Annotated in this window: 18 protein-coding genes and 1 tRNA gene; 5 read left to right on the top strand and 14 right to left on the bottom strand. The window is 61.5% G+C overall.

Annotated elements, in window-relative coordinates; translation table 11 throughout:
• Positions 1-49: 49 nt before the first annotated feature.
• Together QYQ93_RS05005 and QYQ93_RS05000 are read right to left on the bottom strand one after the other, a co-directional pair.
• On the bottom strand, positions 50-808 hold the full coding sequence (locus QYQ93_RS05005) for a tetratricopeptide repeat protein (RefSeq protein WP_338476456.1): 759 nt from the start codon (positions 806-808) through the stop codon (positions 50-52).
• A 1-nt stretch (position 809) separates the two neighbouring features.
• Positions 810-1,490 (bottom strand): Fe2+-dependent dioxygenase, encoded by a 681-nt coding sequence (locus QYQ93_RS05000; RefSeq protein ID WP_338476455.1) that lies wholly within the window; start codon positions 1,488-1,490, stop codon positions 810-812.
• A gap of 205 nt (positions 1,491-1,695) precedes the next feature.
• Here QYQ93_RS05000 and QYQ93_RS04995 point away from each other — a divergent pair, with 205 nt between their 5' ends.
• Both QYQ93_RS04995 and QYQ93_RS04990 read left to right on the top strand, forming a co-directional pair.
• Positions 1,696-3,981, top strand: coding sequence for a TonB-dependent siderophore receptor (locus tag QYQ93_RS04995; RefSeq protein WP_338476454.1), 2,286 nt, complete (start codon positions 1,696-1,698; stop codon positions 3,979-3,981).
• Between the two features lie 137 nt (positions 3,982-4,118).
• Positions 4,119-6,644 carry a sulfite reductase flavoprotein subunit alpha gene (locus tag QYQ93_RS04990; protein ID WP_338476453.1) on the top strand — a complete coding sequence of 842 codons (2,526 nt, stop codon included), beginning with the start codon at positions 4,119-4,121 and terminating at the stop codon, positions 6,642-6,644.
• Between the two features lie 132 nt (positions 6,645-6,776).
• On the opposite strand, the gene QYQ93_RS04985 is transcribed toward QYQ93_RS04990, so the two are convergent.
• The 4 genes from QYQ93_RS04985 to ptsP form a co-directional block, all read right to left on the bottom strand.
• Positions 6,777-8,318 carry an alkaline phosphatase D family protein gene (locus QYQ93_RS04985; RefSeq protein ID WP_043048511.1) on the bottom strand — a complete coding sequence of 514 codons (1,542 nt, stop codon included), beginning with the start codon at positions 8,316-8,318 and terminating at the stop codon, positions 6,777-6,779.
• Positions 8,319-8,510: 192 nt separating this feature from the next.
• The gene (locus QYQ93_RS04980; RefSeq protein WP_338476452.1) at positions 8,511-10,229 is read right to left on the bottom strand and encodes a PTS fructose-like transporter subunit IIB; all 1,719 of its coding nucleotides are present in this window, start codon (positions 10,227-10,229) and stop codon (positions 8,511-8,513) included.
• Between the two features lie 11 nt (positions 10,230-10,240).
• Entirely contained in the window at positions 10,241-11,161 is a 921-nt protein-coding gene (gene pfkB / locus QYQ93_RS04975) for a 1-phosphofructokinase (RefSeq protein ID WP_043048508.1), read from the bottom strand.
• Entirely contained in the window at positions 11,162-14,020 is a 2,859-nt protein-coding gene (gene ptsP / locus QYQ93_RS04970; protein WP_338476451.1) for a phosphoenolpyruvate--protein phosphotransferase, read from the bottom strand.
• 293 nt (positions 14,021-14,313) lie between these two features.
• On the opposite strand from ptsP, the gene cra reads away from it, so the two are divergent.
• Positions 14,314-15,309 carry a catabolite repressor/activator gene (cra, locus tag QYQ93_RS04965; protein ID WP_043048506.1) on the top strand — a complete coding sequence of 332 codons (996 nt, stop codon included), beginning with the start codon at positions 14,314-14,316 and terminating at the stop codon, positions 15,307-15,309.
• Positions 15,310-15,311: 2 nt separating this feature from the next.
• The gene (locus QYQ93_RS04960) at positions 15,312-16,088 is read left to right on the top strand and encodes a TatD family hydrolase (RefSeq protein ID WP_338476450.1); all 777 of its coding nucleotides are present in this window, start codon (positions 15,312-15,314) and stop codon (positions 16,086-16,088) included.
• Here the strand turns inward: QYQ93_RS04960 and QYQ93_RS04955 are convergent.
• The 5 genes from QYQ93_RS04955 to QYQ93_RS04935 form a co-directional block, all read right to left on the bottom strand.
• Positions 16,035-16,463, bottom strand: coding sequence for a hypothetical protein (locus QYQ93_RS04955; protein WP_338476449.1), 429 nt, complete (start codon positions 16,461-16,463; stop codon positions 16,035-16,037). The two genes, QYQ93_RS04960 and QYQ93_RS04955, sit on opposite strands and share 54 nt — an antisense overlap.
• A gap of 125 nt (positions 16,464-16,588) precedes the next feature.
• A complete protein-coding gene (locus QYQ93_RS28515; RefSeq protein WP_419178672.1) occupies positions 16,589-17,293 on the bottom strand; it encodes a methyl-accepting chemotaxis protein in 705 nt (234 codons plus the stop codon).
• 1,971 nt (positions 17,294-19,264) lie between these two features.
• Complete coding sequence (gene ampE, locus QYQ93_RS04945) at positions 19,265-20,101, bottom strand: regulatory signaling modulator protein AmpE (RefSeq protein WP_338476448.1); 837 nt, start codon at positions 20,099-20,101, stop codon at positions 19,265-19,267.
• Entirely contained in the window at positions 20,098-20,661 is a 564-nt protein-coding gene (gene ampD / locus QYQ93_RS04940) for a 1,6-anhydro-N-acetylmuramyl-L-alanine amidase AmpD (RefSeq protein WP_043049319.1), read from the bottom strand. Before ampD ends, ampE begins: the two co-directional genes overlap by 4 nt.
• A 61-nt stretch (positions 20,662-20,722) precedes the next feature.
• Complete coding sequence (locus QYQ93_RS04935; protein WP_338476447.1) at positions 20,723-22,870, bottom strand: DUF1631 domain-containing protein; 2,148 nt, start codon at positions 22,868-22,870, stop codon at positions 20,723-20,725.
• Positions 22,871-23,115: 245 nt separating this feature from the next.
• Between QYQ93_RS04935 and nadC the strand changes: the two genes are divergently transcribed.
• Positions 23,116-23,964 carry a carboxylating nicotinate-nucleotide diphosphorylase gene (nadC, locus tag QYQ93_RS04930; protein WP_043049317.1) on the top strand — a complete coding sequence of 283 codons (849 nt, stop codon included), beginning with the start codon at positions 23,116-23,118 and terminating at the stop codon, positions 23,962-23,964.
• Between the two features lie 119 nt (positions 23,965-24,083).
• Here nadC and QYQ93_RS04925 read toward each other — a convergent pair whose 3' ends face one another.
• From QYQ93_RS04925 to QYQ93_RS04915, 3 genes are all read right to left on the bottom strand, one after another.
• On the bottom strand, positions 24,084-24,389 hold the full coding sequence (locus QYQ93_RS04925; RefSeq protein WP_043049316.1) for a DUF6388 family protein: 306 nt from the start codon (positions 24,387-24,389) through the stop codon (positions 24,084-24,086).
• 147 nt (positions 24,390-24,536) lie between these two features.
• A tRNA-Thr gene (locus QYQ93_RS04920) sits at positions 24,537-24,612 on the bottom strand.
• Positions 24,613-24,675: 63 nt separating this feature from the next.
• Positions 24,676-25,089 carry a pilin gene (locus tag QYQ93_RS04915; RefSeq protein ID WP_043049315.1) on the bottom strand — a complete coding sequence of 138 codons (414 nt, stop codon included), beginning with the start codon at positions 25,087-25,089 and terminating at the stop codon, positions 24,676-24,678.
• Between the last annotated feature and the right edge of the window lie 107 nt (positions 25,090-25,196).

Genomic DNA, 25,196 nt, shown 5'->3' with positions numbered 1-25,196 from the left:
CTTGCCGTTCATCGACTAACCGGAACACGAATCTCATAGGAGTCATCGCCTACAGAGTCTTTTCCAAATGATCCGCGTGTTCGCGGTAAACCTGCGCCATCGCTAAAACTTGTGAATCCTTCGCAGACGCCAACGCCTTGTACGCCGTTCGCAGAAATTTGAGATTCCCTCCTTCCAGCGCCTTGTGCAACCACCCCACTGCCGCGTCGATCTGGCCGCTACCAGCCAGCACCGCCGCATAGCTGAACTGCCCACGAAAATCCCCGGCTTCGGCAGAGCGTCGATACCACTGCACAGCGGCCTCAGGATCCTCGGGGCAATACTGCCCATCTTCCAGATAACGCCCCAGCAGATTCATCGACTTGGCGTGGCCCTGCTCTGCCGCCTGGCGATAAAGCGCCAGCGCCTGGGCCTGGTCTTGCGCAAGGCCCCGGCCGGTCGCCAGCAGGTTGGCGTAGTTGTACTGACCCCAATCCAGGCCGGCCTCTGCTGCCAGCCGGTATTGCCGCGCAGCCGCCGCTTCATCGACGGCGCAACCCCAACCATGCTCCAGGCAACGCCCGGCCATATTGCGCGCCATCAGATGCCCGCCCTGCGCCGCAATCTGGAACCAGCGCAGCGCCAGCGCTTCATCGCGTGCAATGCCGCGCCCTTCCAGCAGGATCTGCCCCAGCAAAGCCTGGGCGTCGACCACGCCTTCCCTGGCCGCGATCAGGATCGCCTGGGCGGCGCGCACCGGGGAATCGTCGAGCATGGACTGCAATTGCTCGACGTTGAGCACTTCCTGGCGACGCAATAAAAAGCCCATCTCAAACCTCGACCCAGCGGCGCAGCAGGTTGTGGTAGGTGCCGGTGAGCTGGATCAGTGCCGGGTGGTCAGGAACGTCGCGGGTCAGTTGCTGGATCGCGCCGTCCATTTCGAACAGCAGGGTGCGCTGGCTGTCTTCGCGCACCAGGCTTTGGGTCCAGAAGAACGAAGCATAGCGGGCGCCACGGGTCACGGCGTTGACCTTGTGCAGGCTGGAGCCGGGGTACAGCACCATGTCGCCGGCGGGCAGCTTGACCCGCTGCAGGCCGAAGGTGTCCTGGATTTCCAGTTCGCCGCCGTCGTATTCGTCCGGGTCGCTGAAGAACAGCGTGGACGACAGATCGGTACGCACACGTTCAGGGCTGCCTGTGGGTTGGCGTACGGCGTTGTCGATATGAAAGTCGAAACTGCCGCCAGCGGTGTAGCAGTTGAGCAGCGGCGGGAAGACTTTGTGCGGCAGCGCCGCCGACATGAACAGCGGGTTGCTCCACAACCGTTCCAGCATGGCCGCGCCGATTTCCTTGGCCAGGGGGTGGCCTTCGGGCAATTGCAGGTTGTGCTTGGCCTTGGCGGACTGATGCCCGGCAGTGATTTTGCCGTCGGCCCATTCGGTCTCTTCCAGGGCCTGGCGTATGCGCAGCACCTCCTCGCGAGAGAACAGGCCGGGAATGTGCAGCAACATGGGGCAATACCTGCGATCAGAGAGGCGCCAATGGTATTGATTCTTATCCGCTCTGTAAAACCCGGGGACGAACGAGAACGCAAAATCCGTAATGAAAAAGTGTAAAGAATGTAAATTCAATGCGAATAGCAATATCTCGCAATTGATACAAAGTCTTGTTGGCCCTATATTCCGCGGCCTCACATCCTTGGGGAAGGGACACGTCATGTCGCGCATTCTTATAAAAACACCAGCCAGTTCACCACGCATGCTGGCCTCGGCCATCGGTGTAGCCTTGAGTGCCAGCTCTGCCGCCCACCTGGCGCAGGCGGCAGAAAACACCGAGCAAAAAGGCGAACGCAACCCTATCTCCCTCGGCGCCACCAACATTACCGGCCAGGACCAGGACAACACCTCCTACCAGGTAGAAAAAGCCTCATCGCAAAAATACACCGCGCCGCTGGTGGACACGCCGCGTTCGGTCACAGTGGTGCCGCAACAAGTGCTCAAGGACACCGCCGCTACCTCGCTGCAGGATGCCTTGCGCACCGTACCGGGCATTACCTTCGGCGCCGGTGAAGGCGGCAACCCCCAGGGCGACCGTCCGTTCATCCGCGGATTTGACGCCCAGGGCGACACTTACCTGGATGGCGTACGCGACACCGGCGGCCAGAGCCGCGAGATCTTCGACATCGAGTCGATCGAGGTCAGCAAAGGCCCGAACTCTTCGTTCGGCGGCCGTGGCTCGGCCGGCGGCAGCCTCAACCTGGTGAGCAAGACCCCACAAGCGCGGGACTTCACCAACGGCGGCTTCACCTACGGCTCCGACCAGACCCGCCGCTACGTGCTCGACGTCAACCGCCAGTTCCTCGACGACAGCGCCGCCTTCCGCTTGAACCTGATGAGCCACGAACAAAACGTTGCCGGCCGCGATGCGGTGAACTACGACCGTTGGGGCGTGGCCCCGTCGCTGACGTTTGGCCTGGGCACGCCGACCCGCGTCAACCTCAGCTACTACCATATGGAAAGCGATGACCTGCCGGATTCGGGGATTCCCTATGGCTATGCTTCGTCGACTGCCACTGCCCACGTGCACGACAAACCCACCGATGGCGGCGACAGCAACAATTTCTACGGTTTGAAAAGCCGCGACTTCCGTAAGACTCGCGCTGATATCAGTACGTTCTCCATCGAGCACGACCTGAACGACAACATGACCTTGAAAAACACCCTGCGTCACGGCAGCACCGGCCAGGACTATGTGCTGACCCAACCGGATGACAGCAAACTCAACGTCAACAAGTTCGGCACCGTATGGCGCCGCGCTAACAGCCGCGTGTCCACGACCACCACGACCACCAACCAGACCGACCTGTTCGGCAGCTTCCAGGCCCTGGGCTTCAAGCACAGCTACTCCACCGGCCTGGAATTCACCGGTGAAGAAACCCGCGTCAGCGGCTATACCGTCAGCCCCAATGCCAACCCGGTGTGCAACCCGGCCAAGGGCGGCGTGGGCGGCCAGTGCACCTCGCTCGGCAACCCGAATCCAGACGACGCCTGGAGCGGCAGTGTCGCGCGCAACTACAACGGCACCAACACCAAGGCTACCAGCCGCGCCGCCTATGTGTTCGACACCATCGAGCTGGATCCGAAATGGCTGCTGAACGTCGGCCTGCGTTACGACACCTTCGATACCGAAGCCAACACCAACGCCACTACCGGACGCACCAAGATCAAGGATGACAGCCAGTTCTTCAACTGGCAGGCAGGCCTGGTGTGGAAGCCTTTGGACAACGGCAGCATCTACGCCTCCTATGCCACCTCGGCCTCACCAGCGGGTGGCCTGGTAGGTGAAGGCGCCGACGGCAACCCACTGTCTGCAGGTGCCGCCACAAGCGACTTGCAGCCTGAAGAAACCGTCAACTATGAACTGGGCACCAAGTGGGACCTGTTCCATGATCGTTTGTCCCTGACCGCTGCCGTGTTCCGCACCGAGAAGAAAAACACCCGCATCCTGGTCGATACCCTCACGTACGAGAACGGGGGCGAGTCCCAGGTCGATGGCGTGGAATTGTCGGCCAGCGGCAAGCTCACCGACCACTGGCAAGTGTTCGCCGGCTACACCTACCTGGACAGCGAACTGGTCAAATCCGGACTCAACGGGCGTAACGGTGTGGTGAGCGCCGGCTCCAACAAAGGCAACCAAATGCCCAACACGCCGAAGAACTCCTTCAGCCTGTGGACCACCTACGACATCACGCCCAAGCTGACCGTCGGCGGCGGCGCGTTCTACGTCGATGAGGTTTACGGCGATGCCGGCAACACCGTATACGTGCCGTCCTACACCCGCTATGACGCCATGGCCAGCTACAAGCTGACCAAGAACGTCGACCTGCAACTGAACGTGCAGAACCTCACCGACAAGACCTACTACGACAAGGCCTATTCGGCGCACTTCGCCAACCAGGCGGCCGGTCGCACCGCGCTGTTGACCACCAGCTTCCACTTCTAAAAGCGGTCAATGTCCCGACCCAAAGCCCCACGCATCGGATGCGTGGGGCTTTTGTGTGTAAAACAGAATTTTTCTCGTTAAGCCACGGCATAATGCGCGCCGTGAAATAGATATCCAGATGAGCGAGGCGGCCCGACGTGTTGAAGAAAACCCTGTTCCAGTTGCACTGGTTTTTCGGCATCACTGCCGGGCTGGTGCTGGCCTTGATGGGGGTCACCGGGGCGGCGTACTCGTTCCAGGATGAAATCCTGCGGGCACTCAACCCCACCGTATTGAGCGTACAGAAGCGCGAGGCCGGTGTGCTGCCGCCTGCCGAACTGGTGCGCAAGCTGGAGGCCGCCGAAGGCAAGAGCGTTGCGATGCTGTGGGTGGAAAGCGACAGCGGCAACGCCGCCCGGGTGTCCTTCACCCCGCCGCCGGGGGAGCGTCGGGGTCAGATGCGCTACTTCGATCCCTATACCGGCGACTACCTGGGCGACGCCGTCGGCCAGGATGTGTTTGGTTTTATCCTGCAACTGCACCGCTTCCTCGCCGTCGGCGAAACCGGGCGCAACATCACCGGCGCCTGCACCCTGATCCTGGTGTTTTTCTGCCTTTCCGGTTTGTATCTGCGCTGGCCGCGCCAGGTAAAAAGCTGGCGCGCATGGCTGACCCTGGACTGGCGCAAAAAGGGTCGCAGCTTCAACTGGGATCTGCATTCGGTATTCGGCACCTGGTGCCTGTTGTTTTATCTGTTGGCGGCACTGACCGGACTGTATTGGTCCTACGACTGGTACAACCAGGGCGTGACCAAACTGCTCTCCGACGCGCCGCAAAACGAGCGCATGCGCAAGCGCGGCCCGCCACCTGCCGGCCCTGCTCCGGTAGCCAACTACGACGCGATCTGGAGCAGTATCTACAGCAACGCCGGCCCCGACCTGAGTGCCTACAACATCCGCATGCCGGCCGTCGCCGGGCAACCGGCCACCGTGTATTACCTGCTCAAAGACTCGCCCCATGACCGTGCCCTGAACCAGATCAACCTGGACCCGGCCACCGGCGAGGTCAAATCCCACGAGCGCTACGCCAGCAAGAGCCTCAAATCGCAATTACTGACCAGTGTCTATGCGCTGCACACCGGCAGCTATTTCGGCCTGATCGGACGCCTCGTGCTCACCGTCAGCTCGCTGCTCATGCCATTGTTCTTTATCACCGGCTGGCTGCTGTACCTCGACCGCCGCCGCAAGAAGCGCCAGGTGCGCGATGCCCGTCAGGGCCTGACGACCAATCACAGCGATGCGCCGGCCTGGCTGATTGGCTTTGCCAGCCAGAGCGGTTTTGCCGAACAACTTGCATGGCAAACGGCTGGTCAATTGCAGGCGGCGGGCCTGCCGGTGAAGGTGCAGCCCCTGGGCAGCGTCAGCCGGGACGACCTGAGCCAGTCGGAACATGCGTTGTTCGTCGTCAGCACCTTCGGCGACGGCGAAACTCCGGATAATGCTCGGGGTTTTGAGCGCAGCGTGCTCGGTCAGGACTTACCGCTCAAAGGCTTGAACTATTCGGTACTGGCCCTAGGTGATCGCCAATACGAACACTTCTGCGGCTTTGCCCGGCGCCTGCATTTCTGGCTGACCAACCAGGGCGGCAATGCACTGTTCGCCCCGGTGGAAGTCGACAACGGCGACACTGAGGCCTTGCTGACCTGGCAACAGCAACTCGGCCAACTCACCGGTCACGCGCCAGCGGCGGCTTGGCAACCCGCACAATATGAAACCTGGACACTGAGCCAACGCACCCTGCTCAACCCAGGCAGCGTCGGCGCCGACGTCTATCTGCTGGGCCTCACGCCGCCCTCGGCGCAAAGCTGGCAGGCCGGTGACCTGGTGGAAATCCTGCCGCGAAACTGCCCGTGGGCCATTGATCACTTCCTCCACGGCCTGGGCCTGGCCGGCAGCGACGGCGTGTTGATCGACGGCTTGGCGCACACCCTCGACCAAGCCCTGGCCACCCGCCAATTGCCGGACAACCGCGCGCACCTGGTCGGCCTGCATGCCCAAGCCCTGGTGAACGCACTGGTACCCCTGGGTATGCGCGAATACTCCATCGCCTCGATCGCCAGCGATGGCGTGCTGGAGCTGATCGTGCGCCAGGAACGCCACCCCGACGGCAGCCTGGGCCTTGGCTCAGGCTGGCTGACGGAACACGCGTCCATCGGTTCGGGCATCAGTCTGCGCCTGCGCCGCAACAGCGGCTTCCACCTGCCGGATGCGCCGGTGCCGCTGATCCTGCTGGGCAACGGCACCGGCCTGGCGGGCCTGCGCAGCTTGATCAAGGCACGCATCGCCGCTGGCCAGCAGCGCAACTGGCTGCTATTTGGCGAACGCCAGATCGCCCATGACTACCTGTGCCAGGACGAACTGCAAGGCTGGCTCGCCAATGGCGACCTGGCGCTGCTCGACCTGGCGTTCTCCCGGGATCAGGAAGAAAAGATCTACGTACAGGATCGCCTGCGCGAATCGGCGGATGTACTGCGTAAATGGCTGGCCGACGGCGCGGCGATTTATGTGTGCGGCAGTCTGCAAGGGATGGCGACGGGGGTGGATCAGGCGTTGGTGGATATCCTGGGCAGTGAGGCGGTGGAGCGATTGATTGAACAGGGCCGTTATCGCCGGGATGTCTACTGAGATTTTCAGACACTGCAGAACCCATGTGGGAGGGGGCTTGCTCCCGATAGCGGTATAACAGTCACTTCATCAGTAGGCTGATCCACCGCTATCGGGAGCAAGCCCCCCCACATTTTTTGACTGCATTCCAGGTCAGGCAGGTTGCAGCTTTTGCTCGAACACTGACAGCCCGTCCAAGTCGCGCAAAATAACGGTCAACTCCGCCGTCTGCCCGTCAATCTGCACCTCGCCAAAAAACTGAAAGCCAGCGAACGGCGATGTGTTTTGCGCAGGCGGCGCCTTCTGGAACACCACTTGCGGGCCAAAGGTTTTATCCAGCGGATTAGGCCCGAAACTCCCGGCATTCAAGGGACCCGCGACAAACTCCCAGAACGGCTCGAAATCCTGGAACGCCGCCCGGTCCGGATGGTAGTGATGCGCCGCGCAATAGTGCACATCAGCGGTCAGCCAAACATGGTTTCGCACTTGTTGCGCATGCAGAAAACCAAGCAGTTCGGCAATCTCCAACTCGCGTCCTTGCGCCGGGCCGGAGTCGCCGTTGGCGATGGCTTCCCAACGCGGCACGCCAGGGCTTACCTCACCGTCAGGCACGCCCAGGCCGATGGGCATATCGGCGGCAATCACCTTCCACTGCGCTTGCGACGCCTTGAGTTCACGCTTGAGCCAATCCAGCTGTTCGCGACCGAGAAAGGGTTTTTCACCGCCCAGGTTGTCGTCATTCGGCCCACGGTAGCTGCGCATATCCAGCACGAATACATCCAGCAGCGGCCCATAACTGAGCTTGCGATAAATACGCCCGCCACCGTCTGCGCTCTGCCGACGCATGGGTGAATACTCCAGCCAGGCCTGGCGAGCGCGACCGACGAGGGTGTTGATATCGCGGGTCTGGTAACGCTCGTCCAACTGCTTGCTGGGCGACCAGTTATTGATCACCTCGTGATCGTCCCACTGCCAGATCTGCGGTACTTCGGCATTGAAGCGGCGCACGTTCTCATCCAGCAGGTTGTAGCGGTAATTGCCGCGATACTCATCCAGCGTCTCGGCGACTTTGCTCTTGGCTTCGGTGGTGATGTTGCGCCAGATGCGCCCGCCTTCGGTGACCAATTGTGCAGGCACCGGGCCGTCGGCGTAGATGGTGTCGCCGCTGTGGATAAAGAAGTCCGGAAGGCGCAGGCGCATGGCTTCGTAGATGCGCATACCACCGATGTCCGGGTTGATACCGAAGCCTTGGCCGACGGTGTCGCCGCTCCACACAAAACGGATGTCGCGGCGCTGTTGCGGCACGCTGCGCAAGTGGCCAAACCAGGGTTCGCTGGCGACACCGGTCTGGGCATCTTCGAAATGCACACGATAGAAAATCGCCTGGTCCACCGGCAAACCGCTGAGCTCCACACGGGCGGTAAAGTCGGTGCGGCTGTCGGCCAGGGGCGAGATGAACTTGCGCGGGTTGCTGAACACACTGCGGGTGTCCCACTCCACCACCATCTTCGCCGGGCGGTCGCTGCGGCTCCAGATCATCGCGCGATCACCGAGCAGGTCACCGGATTGCACCCCGTCAGTGAGTTGCGGCCGGTCTTTTACCGAAGCGATCACCGCCGGGGCCAGGCCCGGCAATAACAAGCCGGCGCCCACAGCTTGCATCACACGGCGGCGGCTGAGATCGAAGTGGCTCATGCAGGTGCCCTCTTGAGTATCAAAAGGGCCACTTAAGCACGTAGGGATGAAGCAGAGATGACACCACCCTTACAGCCAATGAAAATCCAAATGTGGGAGGGGGCTTGCTCCCGATAGCAGTGTGTCAGCTAAAAATAGGCTGACTGATATACCGCTATCGGGGGCAAGCCCCCTCCCACATTTTGAATCCCATCAGCCCTTGGCAGCAGTGACCGTCAGTTCCACAGCTTCCGGTCGCTTAAGCAGCGCATACACCAACCCCGTCAACACGCTGCCCGCCACAATCGCCAGCAAATACAACAATGCATGGTTCATCGCATTCGGGATCACCAGCACAAACAAGCCGCCGTGGGGCGCGGCGAGTTTGCAGCCAAAGTACATCGACAGCGCACCGGTCAAGGCGCCACCGGCAATGCTGGCCGGGATTACCCGCAGCGGGTCTTTGGCCGCGAACGGGATCGCGCCTTCGGAAATAAAGCACAGGCCCAGGACCATCGCGGCCTTGCCGGCTTCGCGTTCGGTCTGGGCGAACTTGCGCCGGGCCAGCAAGGTGGCGATGCCCATACCGATCGGCGGCACCATGCCGGCAGCCATGGTCGCGGCCATCGGCGCACCACTCGACGCCGCCAGCAGGCCGACGGAAAACGCATACGCCGCCTTGTTGATCGGCCCACCCAAGTCCACGCACATCATGCCGCCGAGCAAAATACCCAGCAGCACCGCGTTGGTGGTGCCCATGGTGCTGAGAAAATCGGTCAGGCCGGACAACAACCGGGCGACCGGCGGGCCAACCAGGTAGATCATCACCAGACCGGTGAACAAGCTCGCCAGCAACGGGATGATCAGGATCGGCTTGAGCGCCTCCAGGCTCTGGGGCAGTCGCACCGCACGGCTGATCAACTTGACGCAGTAGCCCGCGACGAAACCCGCCAGGATGCCGCCGATAAAGCCCGCGCCCAGCGTCCCAGCCAGCAACCCGCCGATCATGCCGGGCGCCAGGCCAGGGCGGTCGGCGATCGAATAGGCGATGTAGCCCGCCAGCAGCGGCACCATCAGCAGGAATGCCTGGTCACCGACGCTTTTCAGCGCTGCCGCCAAAGTGCCTGGTTGTTCGAAGGCATGGATGCCGAACACGAATGACAAGGCGATCAGCAAGCCCCCCGCCACCACCATCGGCAACATGTACGACACGCCGGTAAGCAAGTGTTTGTAGACGCCGGTTTTTTCCGATTTGGCCGGCGCGCCGCTGGCTGCGCTTTCCACGGCGCCTTCGGCCAGGGCCTTGTTGAGAATGGCTTCGGATTGTTTGAGGGCAATACCAGTGCCACAGCGGTAGATTTTCTTGCCGGCAAAACGCTCGGTGGCGACTTCGATATCAGCCGCCAGCAACACCACGTCGGCATTGGCGATGGCCTCCGGGCTCAATGGCGTGCGGGCGCCCACCGAGCCCTGGGTCTCGACCTGCAAGTCGTAGTCCAGGCGCTTGGCGGCCTGTTGCAAGGCTTCGGCGGCCATGAAGGTGTGGGCCACGCCCGTCGGGCAGGCTGTAATTGCGACGATACGCGGCGCATGCTTCGCGGCCAGCGGGACGTCGTTGGCGACATACACCTGGGCGTCTTCGGCGCCGCGGCGCAATACGGCCTCGACATCCGCCAGCGCCTGGGCCGGGGTGGTCTGGAACACGCGCTTGCCGACAAAACGCTGCATGTCCACCGGCGTGCTGCTGACCAACAACACCCATTCAGCGTCATCAAGGGTGGCCTGGGACAGCTGGCGCTCCGGGCGCTGCACGTCGACGACTTCGACACTGGTGTGCAAGCCCATGCGCTGGGCGGCGGCGCCTAACAAGCGGGCGCACAGCACACTGGTGACCATGCCGTTGGGGCAGGCGGTAACAATGGCTAACTTCATCACAAACCCTCTTATTGTTCTGTCAGCGTGCGTACATCGACGCCGCTTTCAAGGTGCGCCAACTGCGCGTCATCGCTGATGCCAAAGCCGATCTGCGTCACGGCCATCGCGGCAATTGCCGTGGCGCGGCGCAGGGTCTGTTCGGCTGCTTCGCCGCTGAGCAAACCATGAAGCATGCCGGCCAACAGCGAGTCGCCGGCGCCCACGGTGCTGGCCACCGTCACCTTGGGCGGCGTGGCGTGCAGCGCTGCACCCGGGCGGTACCAGGTCACACCCGCAGCACCGTCGGAGACCACCACATGTTCGACGCCCTGCTGATGCAGTTGGCCGATGGCATCGGTGGCATTATCCAAGGCTTCGGCCAGCTCTTCGGTATTGGGCTTGACCAGCCACGGGCCGGCCTGCAAACCGGTGCGCAACGCTTCTCCACTGGTGTCCAGGGCGACTTTCAAACCGAGGCCTTTCAACTGCTGCAACAGCCCCTGAAACCACTGCGGGCTAACGCCTCGCGGCAAGCTGCCGGCCACCACCACCGCGTCGAATTGCGCGCCGATCATTGCGACCTTATCGAGCAGTGCGTGCTGCGCCTCTTCACTCACCAGCGGCCCCGGCGCATTGATGTCGGTGACCCGCCCATCCTGTTCGGCAATCTTGATATTGCTGCGGGTTTCGCCGGGCACGCGAACGAACGCATCGCCAAACCCACGGCGGCTGATCAGCGCATCGAAAGCCTGGGGGTTCGCCTCACCGAGAAACCCGCCGACGCTGACGTCATGGCCCAGGTCCGCCAACACTTGCGCCACGTTCACGCCCTTGCCCGCTGCGTGAGTGAGCATCGCTTCACTGCGATTGACTGCACCCGGTTCCAGGCGCGCCAGGCGCACCGTGAGGTCCAACGCCGGGTTCAGCGTCAGGGTCAGAATCTTCGCCATTTACACGGCCTCCACAAGGGCACGCACTTGCGCAGGCGAACCAACCACCAGTGCTTGTTGTGCCAGGCCCCGGGCCTCGCTCAGACTGAATTCACGCACCCGCGCCTTCACTTCGGGAATGCTGCGGGCCGACACGCTCAACTCATCCACCCCCAGGCCGACCAGCACCGGCACGGCCAATGGATCCGCCGCCAACTCGCCGCAGACGCCGACCCATTTGCCGTGGGCATGGGCGGCACGCACAGTGATGTCAATCAGTTGCAACACCGCCGGGTGCAGGCCGTCTGCCTGGGCCGACAGGGTCGGGTGACCACGATCGATGGCCAGGGTGTACTGGGTCAGGTCATTGGTGCCGACGCTGAAGAAGTCCACTTCCTTGGCCAGTACCGGCGCCAGCAAGGCGGCTGACGGCACTTCAATCATGATGCCCAACTGCAAATCAGCCACCGGGATTTCCAGGCGCAGGCGCTCGGTCATGTCCCGGGCTGCGCGCCACTCATCCACGCTGCCGACCATGGGGAACATGATGCGCAACGGTCGGTTATCCGCCGAACGCAGCAGCGCACGCAGTTGCGCTTCCATGATCTTGGGGCGCTGCAAGGTCAGGCGAATGCCGCGTACGCCAAGAAAGGGGTTTTCTTCTTCGGCGATAGGCCAATACGGCAAAGGTTTATCGCCGCCCACATCGAGGGTGCGTACCACCAGCGGGCGCCCGTCGAGGCCGTCGAGCACGCGACGGTATTCGGCCTCCTGGGTGGCTTCGTCCGGCGCCTGGGGGTGGGCCATGAAAATCAGTTCGGTGCGCAGCAGGCCAATGCCTTCGGCGCCCTGCTCCACTGCACTGGCCACCCCGGCGCTTTCGCCGATATTGGCGAATACTTCCACGGCGTGCCCGTCACGGGTCAGCGCCGGTTCGTGGCGTTGGGCCGACGCCGCCTGCAAGCGTTGTTCGCGGGTATCGCGCTCGACCACGGCCCGTTGCAGAGTAGCGGCGTCCGGGTCGACATGCAGGCGACCGCGCTGACCGTCGAGCAACAGCGGTATGCCGGCGTTCAGCAGCAACACCGCAGCGCCTGCGCCGACCAAGGCAGGAATGCCCAAGGCGCGAGCGACGATGGCGCTGTGGGCGGTGGCACCGCCGCGAGCGGTAAGGATACCGGCGACGCGGGCCGGGTCCAGGCGCGCCACGTCAGAAGGGCCGACTTCATCCATCACCAGGATATAGGGCTCGCTGGGCTCCTGAATGGTTTCGACACCGCACAGTTGCGCCAGCACTCGACGGCCGATATCGCGCAGATCGGCGGCGCGCTCGGCCAGCAAGGCGTCCTGCAACGCTTCCTGCTGCTTGGCGGCGGCCTCGATCACGCTCATCCAGGCGGCTTCGGCGCTTTCGCCCTGCTTGAGGCGGGTGTCGACTTCGTCGGTCAGTTCCGGGTCGTCGAGCATTTCCTGGTGGGTGATGAAAATCTCACGGATGGCCTTGGCCAGGCTGCGTTCGATCAGGCCCTGGATATCCTGGCGCACCTCGCTCAAGGCCGCGTGCAGGCGCTGGCGCTCAATCGCGGCAGACTCACCGCGCAGGGGGTAATCAAACAGCTGTGGAATCTGGATATGGGCCGGGCCGATGGCGATACCCGGCGCGGCGGCGATGGCCTGGAGCTGGCTACCACTCAGTGGCGCGCTGAGTACCGGTTCGACATCGACTTGGGCAGGTTCGGCGCTCACGCTTGGCAACGGCTCGACCTCTTCACCAAGGCCCTCTTCGATCGCGGCCAACAACGCGGGCAATGCGTCGCCGGCAATCGTCGGCTCGGCAACGAATTCCAGTACCTGGCCGCGACGCGCACCGAGGCTAAGCAACTTGCTCAGGCTTTTGACCGACACGGCGCCCACCGGGCCATCGATGATACGCACACGTATATCGCCATCGAAACTCTTCGCCAATTGCGCGAGGATCTTGGCCGGGCGCGCATGCAGGCCATGGGCATTGGCCAGGGTGATGCGGGCGCTGGGCCAGTCCGCAGGCAGTTCGCCGCCCAGCACTTCCAGCACCGCACGGCGGCTGGTGGCACGCCCCAGTTCCTGGCCGCGCCCTTCAATCAACAAGGCACACAGGCGTTCAAGCAGGGCTTGATGGGCTTCACCGAGGCTCGCCAGGCAGAACAAGCCGTGCAGGGGCTGGCCGAGGTAGCGCATGGGTTTGTCCGGTGTGACAAACGCCAGGCCCGGACGCTTGACCGTCTGCTCGCTGTGCAACCACCACAGGCCATCGCCCAGGGGCAGCGCATCAACCTGTTGCAACACCGCCGCAAAACCATTGCTTACGCAGTCGGCCTGGCGCAGCAGCCTTGCGCCGCGCCATACCAACTCTTCAAAATCATCGGCAGATACCCCCAGGCTGATCATCTGCGCATCCAGCGCCAGCTCCTGGGGGGCGCCTTGCAACAGCTTCAACAAGGCTTCGGCGCTGCCGGCCCGACGCAGTGCCTGGCCCAAGTCGGTTTCACCGAGGGCGCGGGTCAGCAGTTGCAGCAGGCGCAGGTGTTCATCGGATTTAGCCGCGATGCCAATCGCCAGGTAGACCACCTGGCCGTCGCCCCAGTCCACCCCTTCGGGGAACTGCAGCAGGCGCACACCTGTGGAAAACACCTGGTCGCGGGTTTCTGGCGTGCCGTGGGGAATGGCGATGCCCTGGCCGAGAAAAGTCGAACCTTGGGCTTCACGGGCTTGCAAGCCACTGAGATAACCCTCGGCAACCAGGCCATCGGCCACCAATTTGCCAGCGAGCAGGTGCAAGGCAGCAGACTTATCCACAGCCACCTGGCCCATGGATATCTGCTCTACAGTGAGCTCAAGCATGCCGTTCTCCTAGTTAGTGCGATGTGCGCACTAGGTATTGTTTTGAATTAATCAGCGCGAGACGTTCACAAATAACTGACTGAGTGGTCAATTGGCAGTGGTCACTCAGTGGCGAACATCGTAAAAATACGCCTGCTGAAACGTTTAATCTAGAATTTATGGCAGATTACGCGTTAATTGCGCAAGCTAGAAGGGCCACTCGGCGCTTGCTCTGGGACATTGGTCGTAGGCTGGAATCGGTTACGATTGGACAAAATGTCGGGGCACGCTCTAAAAAACAAGGAAATCCCGGTTTGAAACTCAGTGATATCGCACGTCTGGCCGGTGTGTCGGTGACCACCGCCAGCTATGTCATCAATGGCAAGGCCGAACAGCAACGCATCAGCAACGCAACTGTTGAGCGCGTGCGCGCCGTGGTCCAGGCCCATGGCTTTACGCCCAACCCCCAAGCCGCCGGGCTGCGCAGCCGGCACACGCGCACCTTGGGGTTCATCCTGCCCGACCTGGAAAACCCCAGTTACGCACGCATCGCCAAGCTGTTGGAACAAGGTGCACGAGCGCGGGGCTACCAGTTGCTGATTGCCAGTTCTGATGACGAAGCCGCCAGCGAACGCCAACTGCTGCAACTGTTCCGTGCGCGGCGTTGCGATGCGCTGTTCGTCGCCAGTTGCCTGCCAGCCACTGATGACAGCTATCGCGAGCTGCAAGCCAAGGGGTTGCCGGTGATCGCCATCGACCGAGTCATGGAGCCTGGCCAATTCTGCTCGGTGGTCAGCGATGACCGCCAGGCCTGCCAGCAACTCACCAGCAGCCTGCTGCAACCGCTGCCCAAGCAGATCGCGCTGATCGGCGCACACCCCGAATTGAGCATCAGCCAGGAGCGTACCGCCGGTTTCCGTGAAGCGCTGCAAGGCTTCAACGGCGAAGTGATCATCGAACAGGGCGAAGCCTTCAGCCGTGACTGCGGCCGACAGTTGATGGAACAGCTGCTGCAACGCCTGGGGCATTTGCCCGACGCGCTGGTGACGACATCCTACGTGCTGCTGCAAGGCGTGTTCGACGCGCTGCATGACTTCCCCCTCAGGTCGCGCCCCCTGCGCCTGGGCACTTTCGGCGATACCCAACTGCTGGATTTCCTGCCATTGCCGGTCAACGCCATGGCCCAGCAACACCAGTTGATCGCCGAGACCGCCTTGCGCCTGGCTCTGGCCGCCATTGAGGAAGAACAGTACCAACCGGGCGTGCACGCCATTGGCCGGACCTTCAAGCAGCGTATTCACGAGGCCTGAGCATGGAGCTGATCGACACCCACACCCACCTGGACTTCGCGGACTTCGACCACGATCGCCCGCAAGTCCTCGCCCATAGCCGTCAACTCGGCATACAGCGCATGGTGGTGTTGGGCGTATACCAGAAAAACTGGCAGCGGCTGTGGGATTTGGTGCAGGAGGACGACGCCTTGTTCGCGGCCTTCGGCTTGCACCCGGTATATCTCGATGAACATCGCCCTGCCGACCTGCTGGAGTTGGGTGACTGGTTGACGCGCCTGCGCGGCCACCGGCAATTATGCGCCGTGGGCGAAATCGGCCTGGATTACTTTCTTGAGCACCTGGACCGCGAGCGCCAGCAGAGCCTGTTCGAAGCGCAACTGAAACTGGCGCTGGATTTCCAACTGCCGGCCTTGCTGCACGTACGCCGCAGCCACGCCGCCGTGATTGCCACCCTCAAGCGCATCCGCCTGCCGCGGGGCGGGATCATCCATGCGTTCGCCGGCAGCCTCGAGGAGGCCCGCGAGTACATCAAGCTCGGTTTCAAACTTGGCCTGGGCGGCGCCGCCACCTGGCCCCAAGCCCTGCGCATGCACAAGGTACTTGCCCAGTTGCCCCTTGACGCTGTTGTGCTGGAAACCGATTCGCCGGATATGGCCCCGGCCATGCATCCCAACCAGCGCAACAGCCCGCAGCACCTGCCGGACATCTGCGTAGCCCTGGCGCAGCGCATGGCAATCAGCCCTTCATTGCTGGCTGAGACGAGCACACGCAATGCGTGCGAGTTGTTCAACTGGTAGCGGGCTGATGACCTGCAACTCCAAGGTCATCCGCTGTCGATGACGGGCGTAGCGCACCACCAGGAAATGAATCAACACCGTAGCCAGTGAAAGGTTGAACTGCGCAATCATGCTAAGCAGCCCCAACCACTCTGCAACCAGGGCCACCACCAAGGTCGCGCACGTCAGCATGATCATGCTCGGGCGCACCAACGCCCACTGGTCGAGGGCGCGAAACTGACGCAACTGCTTGTGGCAACACAGCTGCAAGCCGCAGTGGCAATACGTACAGTCAAAAGGTATATCAACGGCAATGGCATTCAATTGCCAAGGCTTGAGTTCAAACGTCATGTCGCACTGGGCGCAATGCCCCTTGATACCGATTGCAGCGGCCATCGTCATGTCTCCTCGTGACCGTGACGGATGAAATAAATTCTCACCTAACCACGCCGCGATAAAACACAGTCCGACAAATCAGGATATGCGCCACGCAATCCGAAGCTCAATCCCACAGAAAATTCCTACACTCGAAACGCCCCGATCAATTGCTTCAACTCAATGACCTGCGCCGACAATTGCCGGCTGGCCGCTTCGGTCTGTTGGGCGCCTTGCGCGGCATGCTCGCCAGCGCGATTGATTTCGACAATATTCTGGTCGATGTCTTGGGCGACCGCCGTTTGCTGCTCTACGGCAGCGGCAATCTGCTGGTTCTGGTCAACGATCATCCCTACGGCGCCGAGGATATTCTCCAGGGCTTGCTGGACTTTTTCCGACTGCCCCACCGTGCCACTTGCCATTTCATGGCTGCTGCCCATGGCCTTCACCGCCGCGCCGACGCCACTGTGCAAGCGGCTGATCATTTGTTCGATTTCTTCGGTGGATTGCTGGGTGCGCCGGGCCAGGGTGCGTACCTCGTCGGCCACCACGGCAAAACCTCGGCCCTGTTCACCGGCGCGGGCGGCTTCGATGGCTGCGTTGAGCGCCAACAGGTTAGTCTGCTCGGCAATGCTCTTGATCACCTCCAAGACCCTGCTGATGTCCTGGCTGTCGGCGGCCAACTGGTTGATCACCCGCACCGACTCATCAAGCTCCGAAGCCAGGCGTGCGATGCCGCCTTGCTGTGATTGCACCAGCGCCCGCCCACTGACGGTTTCATCATTGACGCTCTGGGCGCTGCTGACTGCCGCCGCCGCGCTATGCGCCACCTCCTGGGCAGTCGCCGACATTTGGTTCATCGCCGTCGCCACTTGTTCGATCTGGCTGCGCTGGCCGGACACCGCCTGGTTACTCTGTGCCGAAACCGCCTGAACCTGTCCGGCCTGCAGCTCGACCTGGCTGACCGTATGCCCGACGCGCTCGATCAAGTCGTGGATCTTGGCTACGGTGCCATTGAACACCTGGCCCAAGTCCCCGAGCTCATCGCGGCTTTGGGCTACGAAGGTGACCGTCATGTCACCTGCCGCCACTTTGTCCATCATTGCCCCCAGGCGACGCAAGGTGGTCCGAGTGGAAACGAAGAAGCCTGCATATAAGTAGAAAATCAGCGCAAATACCGCCGCCAGGGCCGCGACCAGCAGCACCATGTGCAGTCGGTTTTGTGCCAGGCGTTGCTCCAGTTGCTGCCCGATGAATGCCAAGGTGGCGTCATCCAGTTGATACGTCTTGGCCATCAATTGGCTGACGCTGTCATAAAAGCCTTGCCACGCTGCGTCGAGAGTCTCGGCCATCACCACCTGTTCTTCGAACAATTCGCTGCCTTGCTTGAGGCTGGCCCGGCTGGCTTGTGCCAAGGTGTCGAGGGTCGCGTGTGCGGCATGGCTGGCGCCCAGTGCATCCTGCAGTTTCAAGCCATATTCGCCCTGGAGTTTTTCCAACTGCTGCAGCAGTTCGTCAAAGCGTGTGCTGGAAGCAGAATTGATAAAGCCTTGGCCCAGGGAGTACGCGCCCATCGCACGCCCCTCCCCTAGGGCCTGGGTGACTTGTGGGGTGACGGTGGTGACCAGATCGGAGAGCTGGCGTAGATCACTTTGCGCGTCACGACTCAAGCCGGCTTGACTGGCAATAATCTGGCTGAGCATCTGAGCCTGGTTAAGTAATTTGCCGATCAGCGCCGTTTTATTGAGCAACGAACTTTCCTGTTGCTGCGCCTTGAACGCGGCGATCAACTCGTCGCGCTTGCTTTCAAAAACGCTGACGTGCTCGGGCTGGGTCGCTACGGCGCTGAAGGCTTGCAAGCGGTCCAGCACACTCTGCTCCAGGGCGCTGATTCTCGCCTCAAGGTCGGCGGCCTTGCCGGACTGGCCAAGCGTGGCGTTGATCTGCACCTGGTTGTTGAGGGTTTCCAGGTCGCGACGCAACACCAGGCTGCTGCCAAGCAGGTCAAGGCTCTGGAGTTCGATGCGAGTGCCTTGGAATTCGCGCCAGGAATCACGCACCAGGTAGTAGTTGGTCGCCAGCATCGGCAGCAGGAATAGCACACTGATCAGGCTGAACTTCATGCCGAAGCTCAGGCGGTTCATCAGCGCGACGGCGGGATAGAGCAAGCTCTTCACAGGTGACCTCCCCTTCTTTTATTTTTATTGAGGCGCAGGGCGGCGGCAGATAGCCACTATTTGGCGCTCTGTCTGTATAGCTCAATTTGAGAGGGAGTTTTGTAACGTAAGGTTAACGGCATGTCCGGAGACCCAATGTGGGAGGGGCTTGCCCCTGATAGCCACGGATATCTACACAACCCTGACATAGCGACCGCCAGTAACCACGATGCGAAGCGAGCCGCTCTTGATCTTGATCTGCCTTTGATCTTAGGCGCCCCGTTAAACCACGCTGGCCGGAATTCGACAGGGATTTGGGGGGTAAACCGGCAGGGATGCCGGTTTAGCCGCCCCGCGCCATGGATGGCGCGTGGCGGCGGCCCCCCAAATCCATGGCGGATTACGGGCACACCGAGCCTGGGCGAGGTGCCGAGTGGTGGGGCATGAGCGTTTTGGTTACTTTTGCGCTTTTCAAAAGTGACCCGCTGTAAAAGCGGAACCAATAGCCGCCGTTACCGCAGCAATGGATATGTACACGGTCTGATCCAACATCCTGGTCGGCTGTCAGGCCGCCATCGGGGGCAAGTCGAATCGTCGCACCGCCCCTCCCACATTTTGATCGCGGCGCATCAGTTAGATCGGGAGCAAGCCTCCCTCCCGCAATGTTTAGGGCAACACGGTCCAGATGGCAAAGCCGGCATACCACAGCACCGCCGCACGCAGCAGCAGCTCCCACAGGCGATCCAGGCTGTTGATGCCATCAGCACCCACCACCGGCGGCGGAATTTCGGCAGCGGCCAGCCCGACTTTTTCCATCAGTTGTGCAGCGCTGATGTCCCAGCTCAGCAGTTCGTGGAGCATCACACGGCTGACCCCGACGAAATTGCCCACCAAGGCAAAACTCGCCGCCAATAGGCGTACCGGCAACCAGTCAAACGCGTGACGCAATTGCGTGGCGCGCTCGGCCACCAAGGGGTTCTGGCTATGTTCGCTGGCCAGCGCCAACAGGCGATAGGCCAAAGCGGCCACCGGGCCGAGCAGGAAATACCAGAAAATCACCGCAAAAAAACTCTGATACGCCTGCCACAGCAAGTAGCCTTGGACGCGCTCCAGCAATTGCTCGCCACTGTCGGCGCCCAGCTTCAGATCGCGCTCGGCCACGTGTTCGGCAGCCTGCAGGTCACCGCGCCGCCAGGCGTCACGAAACGGACCCAGCCCTGCCAACAGATCACCACGGCCCAGGCTATAGATCACCACCAACAAGTGCACCGGCAATGCCAGCAGGCCATAGGCCACCGGCTCCAGCACCAGCAGCAACAGCGCCAGCAACGCCACGGGCAGCAGCACCATGACCAGCAGGATCAGCCAGGGACGCTTGCCCATGCGCGAGCTCGACTCCAGCCTGGCCAGCTCACGCAGCCAACCGCCATCGCGCTGCAGCCGCAGGCGCAAGGCCGAGAATTTCTCGATCCAGACCGCCAGCACCAACACCAGGAAACTCATTGTTCGTGTCCTCCATCCTGCAGGGCGCTAAGAAAGCGCGTCCAATCAAAAGCGGGGCCCGGGTCGGTCTTGCGTCCCGGAGCGATGTCGCTGTGACCACAAATACGTTGTTGGGTAATCTTCGGGTAGGCCGCCAGCAGCTGGCGTGTCAGGTCGATCAGCGACCTGTACTGGACATCGGTAAATGGTAGTTCGTCAGTGCCCTCCAGCTCGATCCCCAGGGAGAAATCGTTGCACACTTCGCGGCCCTCGAAGCTGGAAACACCTGCATGCCAGGCTCGTTCCCGACAAGAAACAAATTGCGTCACAATGCCGTCACGCTCAATCAGAAAATGCGCAGATACACGTAGGTGTGCAATCCCCTCAAAGTAGGGATGTTCCGAGATATTCAGGCGATTCTGGAAAAACTCCTGCACCTTGCCAGTGGCGAACTGAGCCGGCGGCAAGCTGATGTTGTGCACCACCAACAGCGAGATTTCGCCTTCCGGGCGCTCGTTGAAGTTGGGCGAAGGGCAGTGACGAATGCCCTGGCACCAGCCGCTGGCGGGGTCCAACTGCATACAGGCTCCTTGAATGAGACTAAGTGTTACCAGTATGCCGCGTTCCGCCCTGCGGTTGCGATCACTTGCCGCGATTGAGTTGACGCAGGTTACCCACCACCGCAGCCAGCGCACGTTCGAACAGCAAGCCATCATCCAGCGTGCGTAGCGTGCCACGCTTGAGGGCCAGGGCCAATTGCCCGGCGGTTTGCTCCAGAACCTTGAGCCCCATGCGACTGACAAACACATAGGTATTGGCAGGCGCCATGATTGCCGTCAACTTGCAGCGCAGGATGGGGGCGTCGTTTTGCTGCAGCTCAATCCAGGTGCCAATCCGCAACTGCTGGGCCGTGAGCAGGTCGGGATCATCATGAGCCAGAGGCTCGAGGGAGGTCGACAGGTCCGAGTTGAAGACGAAAGGCTCGCGGACTTCGACCATTACATCGACGCCCCCTGACGGCTGCACATGCATAGCCTGCAACTGCAGGAAAAACTCACGGGTGCTGAACGAATCGAACGCCGCGCTGGCCAGACCGTCGCGCAATGCCTTGAGCAACCCAGGTAACTGCTCGAGCAAACGCCGACCTGCCTCGGTGTCTTCCTGCAGGCCAGCACTCCAGATCAACTCATCCATGGTGCGCAGTGCCGTTTGCCATGGCAGGGACTGTTCACCGTGCTTGAGCGTGGTCAACAACAGCACCTGGCTCCAGGCCTGCTGCAGGAAGTGCAGCAAAAACTGCGGCAAGATTTTACCCATAGTCCGTCGATTGATCACTTGCGCCACACGCTGGCGAGCAGCCTCGGTACGCAGGCGCTCTTGCTCGGTTTCATGGGTGTGCCGCTCCAGCAACTCACTACGCCTGCGCTCATCGGCGGTAAACACGCTGAACTGCGCCAGTAGCTGGGAAAAAATTGCCGTGTCTTCGACAAACTCATTCAGCAACCGCTGTACGACCTGTTCGATACGCAGGTAGAGGTAATCGTGCGGGTTATCCCCCGGCGGGCTCCATCCCATGGCGGCGTTCGCGATTTCATTGAGCAAGCGTCGCACCGGATGGTTCGCGCAGCTGAACAGGCTTTTGTCCAACACCGCGACTTTCAGCATCGGAATCTGCAAGCGGGCAATCAAACCCTTGAAAGCATCCGGCACGCTGGGGTCATCGCGAATGAACTCAAACAGCAAGGCGACCAGGTTGATTACATCTTCGTCAGCCTCTTCCAGCACCCGCGACCTGCCACTCTTGACACTGACCCGAGTCAGTAGCTGCTCAAGCTGATTGCGCAGGTCGAAATCGTCCTCGGCGTCGGGCTCCGGGACGTACTGTTGCAAATGCGACAGCAGGCGCAGCAGGTCGCGGGTGGCGATGGGTTGCGGCTCGGTACTGGCTTCGAGGGTCGGCGCTACGCTGCCACGCACGGCCACCAGCCATTTTTGCAAGGCACTGAAGGCCTCTTGTCCGCTTGGCTCGAACGGCGGCTCGGTGATCGACTGGTTCGCGTGGTGCTGCTCACGGGTCGCAGGCCCGCCGGAACGACGGGACGGAACGGCCTTGATTTCGGGCAATACCCCAGTGGCGACCAGCAACTGATTGGCTTCGGCGTACAGCAGGTCAGCGTCGCTGAGCACATATTTTTCAAATAGCTTGAGCATGATCAGCTTGACCCGGATCTCCACCCCCAGGCTGCGTCCGGCCTGCAGGAAGAACTCGCAAAGCAAGGCCGGCCCCAGTGGGTTCTCGTGGTCATCCAGGCGCCGGCCAAGCAATTCACTGAACCGCGCGCTCAGTTGCCCCAGTGCCAGCCCATCGCGATGCCGTACTCGACTGAGCATCGCTTCCAGGGCCACGGCTTTTTCCGCTTCATCCGCGCTTGTACCGGACGCACCTTCGTAAGACACCACCGGCACCAGGTGCATGTCGCCGCGCCCGGCCAGGCCCAGATCAGCAAAGGCGACGAACAACTGCTCCATGAATACGCGCTCGAAGTTCTTGCGCTTGAGGCGCAGGTCGCGCATGGCCTCGAAGAAAATGTGATGGTCGACGGTGCTACGGGCCTTGTCAGCCATTTCGAACAGGGTGTCGTCGGCGTTATCGAACAACTCCTGCAAACCCTGTTGCAACTGTTGCGCGGCCTTGTCACGCACCTGCAACACCACCACCGGCAGGCGCGCGAGCGGCGATGGCGTGGCCTGTGCCCTGTTGAAAGGCACCACCTTTCCGTCATTGTGCATCCTGGCCTCCTGAAACGGCGGTGTTGAGAGGGGGAAAGAACGGGGGCAGGCCCGGGAGGCACTGCAAACACCCGGCTACCACCAGGACGTCAAAGCTATGACGCCAATCGCAAGGCGCGAGATTATCTTGCAAATGAGGGTAGTTGCGCCAGCAAACTATGCCTTTGCGCGGTAATTGAGTGGCGAGCCTGGGTTCAAACGCACGCAGCCCCTATAATCGAGGCACTTTGTTTGTGGAGCCTGTTATGCCGAACCTCCGTCTTGCCGACCTCACCGCTGAAATTGAAGCCAACGTGCGCCGCGCGCTCCTGGAAGACATCGGCAGCGGCGACATCACCGCGCAGTTGATCCCGGTCGAACGGCTGGCCAAGGCGACGATCATTACCCGCGAGGCGGCCGTTATCGCCGGTACGGCGTGGGTGGATGCGGTGTTCCGCCAACTGGACCCTCGGGTAGCCGTGCATTGGCAGGTGGCCGACGGTGAACGGGTCAACCCCAACCAGGCGTTGTTCCACCTTGAAGGCCCGGCACGCTCGCTGCTCAGCGGTGAACGCTGTGCGCTGAATTTCCTGCAGATGCTGTCAGGCGTCGCCACTCGTGCGCAGTTCCTGGCGGACTTTGTTGGCAGTACCCAGGTCAAGCTGCTGGACACCCGCAAGACATTGCCGGGCCTGCGCCTGGCCCAGAAGTACGCAGTCACCTGCGGCGGTTGCCATAATCACCGCATCGGGCTGTATGACGCGTTCCTGATCAAGGAAAACCACATCGCCGCCTGTGGAGGTATTACCCAGGCCATCGCGGCCGCCCACAAGATCGCCCCGGGCAAGCCGGTGGAAATCGAAGTGGAAAGCCTGGAAGAATTGCGCGAAGCCCTGGAGGCAGGTGCCGATATCATCATGCTGGACGAACTGAGCCTGGACGACATGCGCGAAGCCGTGCGCCTGACCGCCGGCAAGGCCAAGCTGGAAGCCAGCGGCGGGATCAACGAAACCACGCTGCTGCCTATCGCTGAAACCGGCGTGGACTACATCTCCATTGGCGCGATGACCAAGGATGTGAAGGCGGTGGATCTGTCGATGCGTCTGAGTATCTAAAGTGCCTTGATTGTAGGAGCGAGCTTGCTCGCGAAAAACGTTAACGATAACGCGTGGACTTTGATCGCCCGCGGTGCCCTTGAGTTTTTCGCGAGCAAGCTCGCTCCTACAGGCTGCTTTTAAACTACTAGGTTATTCATCTCGCAGTACTCGTCCCAATCGACACCCAGCACTTCGGCCGCCTCTTTGTGCAAGGCCAGCCGTGCGGCTTCAAACTCCTCAGGCGTCGAGGTGTACTTGAGGGTCAGTTCCCAAGGCTGGTAGCCCTGGCTCTCGGCCTCATCTTCGAATGCCCACTGGATCTGGTCACGCTGGTCGTCAGCGCTCAGTTCCTTGATCTCTTCTTTAAGCTGCGGCGACTCCTCGAGATATTTTTCGAGAGCTGCTTGGTGCCGAACTTCCTGGGTCATCTCAGTCGTGGTCATGTCGTTCTCTTAGATCGAGGAATGGGGATGCATCTGGGTCATCAAGGTTGCGCAGATACAAAAGAGCGGGCACGAATGCCGGCTCGTCTGGCCTTCAGAACCATTCTGGGATCATCTGAAAACATTGCCTTTGAAGCGGTGGTGCCTTGGTGCCCGAGACAGGAATCGAACCTGCGACCTTCGCGTTACGAGTGCGCTGCTCTACCGGCTGAGCTACACGGGCGGTGGGCTAAAGCTAGCACTGCATCGGGCATGCAGCAACTGGCTCGCTTACCGCCCGGAGGCGTTACGCGCCGTTGGCGCCACAGCCTTTGGCAGCGTACTGCGCCTCAACCGTGGTGTCGCAGGTCCAGCCGGTGGTGGCGCTGCGGGTCAGAGTAATGGTCTTGCCCAGCACGGGCGCCGGCGCATCGAGAATTTCACAACGGATGGAGCCGGCGCCCGAGGCCACATCGCCTGCCACCTCGATCTTGCAGTTGGCGGTGGGACTGGTACCGCCGATCAGGGCAAGGGTCGGCACGGTGCCCTGGTTGATGGTGTCTTCGTAGCCAGCCTTCAACGCGCTGATTTCAGCCAGACCCGCCGTGAACTTGGCCTTGGCCTGGTGCTTGGTATACATGGGCAAACCGATGGTGGCCAAAATGCCGATGATTGCCACAACGATTAACAACTCGATCAAGGTAAAGCCTTTTTGACGCATCTCTTTCACTCTCCAGAATAGAACCATGACAAGGCACTTCCTGCGCCCCGTAGTGTGCAACGGCGTCAGTGTACTCATGCCCGCGCGGCCAATCGCGTACAGGACGC

The sequence above is a fragment of the Pseudomonas khavaziana genome, from assembly GCF_036704165.1.
Lineage (GTDB): Bacteria > Pseudomonadota > Gammaproteobacteria > Pseudomonadales > Pseudomonadaceae > Aquipseudomonas > Aquipseudomonas khavaziana.
The sequence above is the reverse complement of the archived record's forward strand: the minus strand, read 5'-3'. Positions and strand labels throughout refer to the sequence as shown.

What these genes read in the sequence shown, in the direction of transcription:
- QYQ93_RS05005 (WP_338476456.1), bottom strand. Translation starts at nt 808, where the DNA reads ATGGGCTTTTTATTGCGTCGCCAGGAAGTGCTCAACGTCGAGCAATTG.
- QYQ93_RS05000 (WP_338476455.1), bottom strand. Translation starts at nt 1,490, where the DNA reads ATGTTGCTGCACATTCCCGGCCTGTTCTCTCGCGAGGAGGTGCTGCGC.
- QYQ93_RS04995 (WP_338476454.1), top strand. Translation starts at nt 1,696, where the DNA reads ATGTCGCGCATTCTTATAAAAACACCAGCCAGTTCACCACGCATGCTG.
- QYQ93_RS04985 (WP_043048511.1), bottom strand. Translation starts at nt 8,318, where the DNA reads ATGAGCCACTTCGATCTCAGCCGCCGCCGTGTGATGCAAGCTGTGGGC.
- QYQ93_RS04980 (WP_338476452.1), bottom strand. Translation starts at nt 10,229, where the DNA reads ATGAAGTTAGCCATTGTTACCGCCTGCCCCAACGGCATGGTCACCAGT.
- pfkB (WP_043048508.1), bottom strand. Translation starts at nt 11,161, where the DNA reads ATGGCGAAGATTCTGACCCTGACGCTGAACCCGGCGTTGGACCTCACG.
- ptsP (WP_338476451.1), bottom strand. Translation starts at nt 14,020, where the DNA reads ATGCTTGAGCTCACTGTAGAGCAGATATCCATGGGCCAGGTGGCTGTG.
- QYQ93_RS04960 (WP_338476450.1), top strand. Translation starts at nt 15,312, where the DNA reads ATGGAGCTGATCGACACCCACACCCACCTGGACTTCGCGGACTTCGAC.
- QYQ93_RS04955 (WP_338476449.1), bottom strand. Translation starts at nt 16,463, where the DNA reads ATGGCCGCTGCAATCGGTATCAAGGGGCATTGCGCCCAGTGCGACATG.
- QYQ93_RS28515 (WP_419178672.1), bottom strand. Translation starts at nt 17,293, where the DNA reads ATGTCGGCGACTGCCCAGGAGGTGGCGCATAGCGCGGCGGCGGCAGTC.
- ampE (WP_338476448.1), bottom strand. Translation starts at nt 20,101, where the DNA reads ATGAGTTTCCTGGTGTTGGTGCTGGCGGTCTGGATCGAGAAATTCTCG.
- ampD (WP_043049319.1), bottom strand. Translation starts at nt 20,661, where the DNA reads ATGCAGTTGGACCCCGCCAGCGGCTGGTGCCAGGGCATTCGTCACTGC.
- QYQ93_RS04935 (WP_338476447.1), bottom strand. Translation starts at nt 22,870, where the DNA reads ATGCACAATGACGGAAAGGTGGTGCCTTTCAACAGGGCACAGGCCACG.
- nadC (WP_043049317.1), top strand. Translation starts at nt 23,116, where the DNA reads ATGCCGAACCTCCGTCTTGCCGACCTCACCGCTGAAATTGAAGCCAAC.
- QYQ93_RS04925 (WP_043049316.1), bottom strand. Translation starts at nt 24,389, where the DNA reads ATGACCACGACTGAGATGACCCAGGAAGTTCGGCACCAAGCAGCTCTC.
- QYQ93_RS04915 (WP_043049315.1), bottom strand. Translation starts at nt 25,089, where the DNA reads ATGCGTCAAAAAGGCTTTACCTTGATCGAGTTGTTAATCGTTGTGGCA.